The sequence below is a fragment of the Nocardioides sp. genome, from assembly GCF_024509035.1.
Taxonomy (GTDB): domain Bacteria; phylum Actinomycetota; class Actinomycetes; order Propionibacteriales; family Nocardioidaceae; genus Nocardioides.
Window position 1 is genome coordinate 1 of the sequence record NZ_JANINT010000128.1, and the last position, 5,366, is coordinate 5,366.

The 5,366-nt window shown below is 74.5% G+C and carries 7 protein-coding genes; all 7 read left to right on the forward strand.

Annotated features, from left to right (window positions below; genetic code table 11):
- Nucleotides 1–525 (forward strand): ATP-binding protein (locus Q0L15_RS10530; RefSeq protein WP_296604196.1); only part of this gene is annotated, 525 nt, incomplete at its 5' end.
- A gap of 89 nt (nucleotides 526–614) precedes the next feature.
- Complete coding sequence (locus Q0L15_RS10535) at nucleotides 615–893, forward strand: hypothetical protein (protein WP_296604198.1); 279 nt, start codon at nucleotides 615–617, stop codon at nucleotides 891–893.
- Entirely contained in the window at nucleotides 890–1,807 is a 918-nt protein-coding gene (locus Q0L15_RS10540) for an FAD:protein FMN transferase (RefSeq protein WP_296604200.1), read from the forward strand. Before Q0L15_RS10535 ends, Q0L15_RS10540 begins: the two co-directional genes overlap by 4 nt.
- Nucleotides 1,804–2,409, forward strand: coding sequence for a hypothetical protein (locus Q0L15_RS10545; RefSeq protein WP_296604202.1), 606 nt, complete (start codon nucleotides 1,804–1,806; stop codon nucleotides 2,407–2,409). Before Q0L15_RS10540 ends, Q0L15_RS10545 begins: the two co-directional genes overlap by 4 nt.
- Entirely contained in the window at nucleotides 2,406–3,650 is a 1,245-nt protein-coding gene (locus Q0L15_RS10550) for an NADH-ubiquinone oxidoreductase-F iron-sulfur binding region domain-containing protein (protein WP_296604203.1), read from the forward strand. The genes Q0L15_RS10545 and Q0L15_RS10550 overlap by 4 nt, the downstream gene beginning before the upstream one ends.
- An 11-nt stretch (nucleotides 3,651–3,661) precedes the next feature.
- Nucleotides 3,662–3,856, forward strand: a complete 195-nt coding sequence (locus Q0L15_RS10555; protein WP_296604205.1) for a ferredoxin — start codon at nucleotides 3,662–3,664, stop codon at nucleotides 3,854–3,856.
- A gap of 163 nt (nucleotides 3,857–4,019) precedes the next feature.
- The coding region (locus tag Q0L15_RS10560; protein WP_296604206.1) for an acyl-CoA dehydrogenase family protein at nucleotides 4,020–5,366 on the forward strand (1,347 nt) is incomplete at its 3' end.

Here is a 5,366-nt window from a genome sequence, read left to right on the forward strand (position 1 = left end):
ACCCAGGAGCTCGAGGCCCACCTCGACCAGCTCGAGCGGACCCTCACCGCGGTGATCCACGCCGCCCGCCGGCCCGAGCGCGAGGGGGTGCGCCCACGCGCCGACGCCGCCGCGGTCGTGGACGAGCGCGTCGACTTCTGGCGCCCGCTCACCGAGGACCAGGGCCGTGTGCTGACCACGGGGTTGGCCCCGGGGCCGGTCGCGGTGCGCTGCGCCGAGGACGACCTGCGGGCCGCCCTCGACGCGCTGCTGGAGAACTGCATCGCCCACACCCCGGACGGCACCCCGGTCGAGGTGACCCTCGACCCGGACCGCGGGCCCGACGGCGACCTGGTCCGGCTCGAGGTCCGCGACCGGGGCCCCGGGCTGCCCGAGGACGCCGTACGCCGCGGGCGCAGCGACCGCGGCTCCACCGGGCTCGGCCTCGACATCGCGCGCTCCTGCGCGGAGGCCAGCGGCGGTCGCCTCGAGCTGGACCGCCAGGACGGCTGGACGATCGTCCGCCTCCTCCTCGGTCGCCCGTGATCGGTCCACAGGCCGCGCGCAGGCGGATTTGATCTCGATTTGAGCGGCTGTTCCGGCAGGCCTGAGCAAGGCCGAGACACGGTGGGGCCATGACCGAGAACCCTCGCCGCCAGCTCCTCCGCCGCGCCCGGTACGCCACCGCGGGCCTCGTGATCACCGCGGTGGCCGGCACCGCCGGCCTGGCGGCGGTCGCCGCGAACGCGACCGACCTCGCGACCGGCTCGACCGGCTCCGGCGGGTCGACCGGGCAGCGCCAGTGGGGCGCCGGCACCGTCCGGTCGACCACCGGCCAGAACGGCACCAGCTCGGGCTCCGGGGTCACCCAGGCGCCCGCCGGCCAGAGCCAGGCCGGGTCGAACGCGTCATGACCACGCGCAGCTGGCGGGACTGGTCCTGCACGGTCCGGGTCGTGGTCGGCCAGGACGGCGGCGTCCCGGACGCGGTCGCCGACGAGGCGACGGCGACCGTCCGCGCCCTGATGGGCGAGGTCGAGCTCGCGGTGAGCCGGTTCCGCAACGACTCCGAGCTCGAGCGCCTCAACGCCGCCGCTCCTCGACTGCTCCCGGTCAGCCCGCTGGCCCTGAGGCTGGTCGAGGTCGCCCTCGACGCCGCTCGCCGCACCGACGGCGCGGTCGACCCGACGGTCGGCTCGCACCTGCTGGCGATCGGGTACGACGACGACATCAGCACGGTCCGCGGTCGGCTCGCCACCGGCCGGCCCACCGGCCGGCGCGCGGACTGGTCCCGCGTCGTGGTCGACCAGCGGCTGGGGCGCGTCGGCGTACCCCGGGGCCTGCGCCTGGACCTCGGTGCGACCGCCAAGGCGTGGACGGCCGACGAGGCGGCCCACCGACTGGCCGCGCGGCTGCACCGGCCGATGCTCGTCGAGATCGGCGGCGACCTGGCGGTCGCCGGATCCACCGACCAGCCCTGGCGGGTGCGGGTGTCGGAGTCGGAGGACGGTGCCGGTGAGGCGGTCGGCCTGACGCACGGCGGCCTGGCGACCTCCTCGACCACGGTCCGCCGCTGGCGCTCGGCCGCGGGCCCGGCCCACCACGTCATCGACCCGGCCACGGGTCGGCCGGCCGAGGGACCGATCCGCACCGCCTCCGTCTGGGCCCCCTCAGCGCTCGAGGCCAACACGTGGAGCACGGCCGCCCTGGTCTGGGGTGCCTCGGCGACGGCCCGGTTGGCGCTCGCCGGGGTGGACGCCCGCCTCGTGGACGACGCCGGCTCGGTCCACCGTGTCGGCGCCTGGCCCGAGGAGGTGCCGGCGGCATGACGCTGTGGTTCCTGGCCCGCGCCGCCGGCTTCACGGCGCTGCTCGGCGCCACGGTCGCCATCTGCCTGGGCGCCTGGACCTCGGGCGCCGCGGTCGGCAGCCACGCGGGGCGCCGACAGACCCGCCTGCTCACCCAGCTCGCACATCGCTCCGCCGCGGTCGTCACCCTCGCCCTGCTCGCCCTGCACGCGGTGCTGCTGGTGATCGACGCCCACGTGGCGATCAGCGTCCCGGGGGCGCTCGTGCCGTTCACGGCCGGCTACCGAGCGCTCGCCGTGGGGGCGGGCACGATCGCGGCGTACTGCCTCCTGGTGGTCGCCGCGGTCGGCGCCCTCCGCGGTCGGCTCACGGGCTCGGACCGAGCCGTGCGCTGGTGGCGCCCGGTGCACGCGATGGCCTACGCCGTCTGGCCGCTGAGCATCGCGCACGGGCTGTGGGCCGGCACCGACTCGCAGACCTGGTGGGCGTGGACGCTGTACGGCGGCTCATCGGTCGCCGTCATCTGGGCGGTGCTCGCCCGGCTCACCTCCGAGGAGCGGCACCTGGCCACCCCGCTGGCCGCCGCCCGGCAGCAGCTCGCCACGACGGGACGCCGACCATGAGCACGACTCCCCTGACCCGGTCCGCCCCCACCGCCTTCGGGAGCGCGCGCCTGCTCGCGGGGGTCACCCACGGCACCCGCGCGGACCTGTCGACCCATCGCCGTCTCCACGGCCCCCAGCGCCACCGCACGCTCGAGGAGCTGGCCGCCGACGCCGCACGCGTCCAGCTCCTCGGGCGGGGCGGCGCCGCCTTCCCCGTCGCGACCAAGCTGGCCGCCGTCCCGCCCGGTCGGCGCACCCAGGTCGTCGTCAACGGCTCGGAGAGCGAGCCGGCCAGCCGCAAGGACCGCACGCTGATGACGCTGACCCCGCACCTGGTGCTCGACGGCGCCCTGGCCGTGGCGCGGGCCCTGCGGACCTCCCACGTCACCATCGCCGTCCACGACCAGGCCGCCGCCTCCTCGCTGCACGCGGCGCTGCAGGAACGGGCCCTGGCCGAGCCGTCGCCCGAGCTCGTGCGCGTGGAGCGCCGGCCGGCGCGGTTCGTCGCGGGAGAGATCCGGGCCGTGCTGCGGGGCCTGGACGGCGGACCCGCCGTACCCCCGAGCCGTCGCACGCTCCCGTCGGAGGCCGGTCTGCACGGCGCCCCCACGTTCGCCAGCAACGTGGAGACCTTCGCCCAGATCGCGTTGCTCGTCTCGCTCGGCCCGGCCGAGTACGCCGCGGTCGGCAGCCCCGAGGAGCCCGGCACCACCCTGCTCACGCTGCTCGGCGACACCCGCGCCCAGGGCGTCGTCGAGGTGCCGACCGACCTGCCGCTCGACGCCCTCGTCCCGGGGACCAGCGGACCCGTGCTGCTCGGCGGCTACCACGGCCGCTGGGTCGAGGACGTGGTCGGCCTGAGCGTCACCCGCCCCGCGCTGCGTGCCGGCGGCCTGGCGCTCAACGCCGGCGTCGTGGCGCGGTTGCCGCGCGAGGCCTGCGCGCTGGCCGAGGTCACCGCCGTCACCCGTTGGCTCGCCGCGCAGTCGGCGGGGCAGTGCGGCCCCTGCCTGTTCGGCACCGCCGCGCTCGCCCGCGACGTCGACGACCTGCTCCACGGCCGGACCGCGCCCGAGGTCGACGCCCGGCTGGCCGGGCTCGTGCGCCGCGGTGCGTGCGCCCACCCGGACGGCACGGTCGCCTTCGTCACCAGCGCCCTCGACGTGCTCACCGACGAGCTCGCGACGCACCGGCGTCATGGCACCTGCGGACGGCCGTACGCCGGCGTGCTGCCGCTCGGCGAGCGGAGTGTGCGATGAGGGGGCGCCCGATGAGGATCGAGGTCGACTGGACCCGCTGCGACGGCCACGGCCTGTGCGGCCTGCTGCTGCCCGAGAACCTCGCCAACGACACCGACGGCTTCCCGGTGGTCCGCGACCCCGAGGTCGCCCCGGGCAACGTGCACCACGCCCGCCGGGCGGTCTCCGCCTGCCCGGCCCTGGCCCTGCGCCTCAGCCGGCCCTGACCGAGTCGGTCCTGGGACCTGCAGACGTGCCGACTCGGCAGGGTCGCGACACGAGACGGCGGGCGCTTTGCCCAGGGGATGTTCGCCACAGACGGGTTGCTGGGTTACTGACCGGTACGTATCATGGAAGTTACTGACGAGTACACAATCGCGAAGGTGGGGCATGAGCCACTACAAGAGCAACATGCGCGACATCGAGTTCAACCTCTTCGAGGTGCTCGGTCGTGACGAGATCCTCGGCACCGGCCCGTTCGCCGACGTCGACAGCGAGACCGCTCGCGCCATCCTCGCCGAGGTGGACCGCCTCGCTCGCGAGGACCTCGCGGCGTCGTTCGTCGAGAGCGACCGCAACCCGCCGGTCTTCGACCCGGCCACGAACACCGCTCCGATCCCGGAGGCGTTCCAGAAGAGCTACGAGGCCTGGATGGACGCCGAGTACTGGCGCCTGACCACCTTCGCCGAGCTCGGCGGCACCCCGGCCCCCTCCAGCATCTGCTGGGCGATGGGCGAGCTCGTGCTCGGCTCGAACCCCGCGATCTGGATGTACGGCGCGGGCCCGATGTTCGCGGGCGTGCTCTACCGCAACGGCAACGAGCGCGACCGCAAGATCGCCCAGCTGATCGTCGACCAGGGCTGGAACACCACGATGGTGCTCACCGAGCCCGACGCGGGCTCCGACGTGGGCGCCGGCCGCACCAAGGCGACGCTGAACGAGGACGGCACCTGGAACATCGAGGGCGTCAAGCGCTTCATCACCTCGGCCGAGGGCACCACCGACCAGGTCATCCACATGGTCCTGGCCCGCCCGGTCGGCGTCGAGGGCGCCGGCGGCCCCGGCACCAAGGGCCTGAGCCTGTTCATCGTGCCGAAGTACCACTTCGACCTCGAGACCGGTGAGATCGGCGCACGCAACGGCGCCTACGTCACCAACGTCGAGCACAAGATGGGCATCAAGGTCTCCAACACCTGCGAGCTGACGTTCGGCGACCCGGGCGTCGGCGGCGGCGAGCCGGCCGTCGGCTACCTGCTCGGCGAGGTCCACGACGGCATCGCGCAGATGTTCCAAGTCATCGAGAACGCCCGCATGATGGTCGGCACCAAGGCCATCGCGACGCTGTCGACCGGCTACCTCAACGCGCTGGAGTTCGCCAAGGAGCGCGTCCAGGGCGCCGACCTGGCGCAGTCCGCCGACAAGACCGCGCCGCGGGTCACGATCACCCACCACCCCGACGTGCGCCGCTCGCTGATGACCCAGAAGTCGTTCGCCGAGGCCATGCGCGCGCTGGTCCTCTACACCGCGTCCTGGCAGGACAAGGTGATGATCGCCGAGCACAACGGCGAGCGTGACGAGCTGGCCGAGAAGGTCAACGACCTGCTGCTCCCGATCGTGAAGGGCTACGGCTCCGAGCGCTCGTGGGTCCTGCTGGGCACCGAGTCGCTGCAGACCTTCGGCGGCTCGGGCTTCCTGCAGGAGTACCCGATCGAGCAGTACGTCCGCGACGCGAAGATC

Excerpts from the sequence above, each read along its gene's own strand:
- Q0L15_RS10535 (WP_296604198.1), top strand. The coding sequence starts at position 615 with ATGACCGAGAACCCTCGCCGCCAGCTCCTCCGCCGCGCCCGGTACGCC.
- Q0L15_RS10540 (WP_296604200.1), top strand. The coding sequence starts at position 890 with ATGACCACGCGCAGCTGGCGGGACTGGTCCTGCACGGTCCGGGTCGTG.
- Q0L15_RS10545 (WP_296604202.1), top strand. The coding sequence starts at position 1,804 with ATGACGCTGTGGTTCCTGGCCCGCGCCGCCGGCTTCACGGCGCTGCTC.
- Q0L15_RS10550 (WP_296604203.1), top strand. The coding sequence starts at position 2,406 with ATGAGCACGACTCCCCTGACCCGGTCCGCCCCCACCGCCTTCGGGAGC.
- Q0L15_RS10555 (WP_296604205.1), top strand. The coding sequence starts at position 3,662 with ATGAGGATCGAGGTCGACTGGACCCGCTGCGACGGCCACGGCCTGTGC.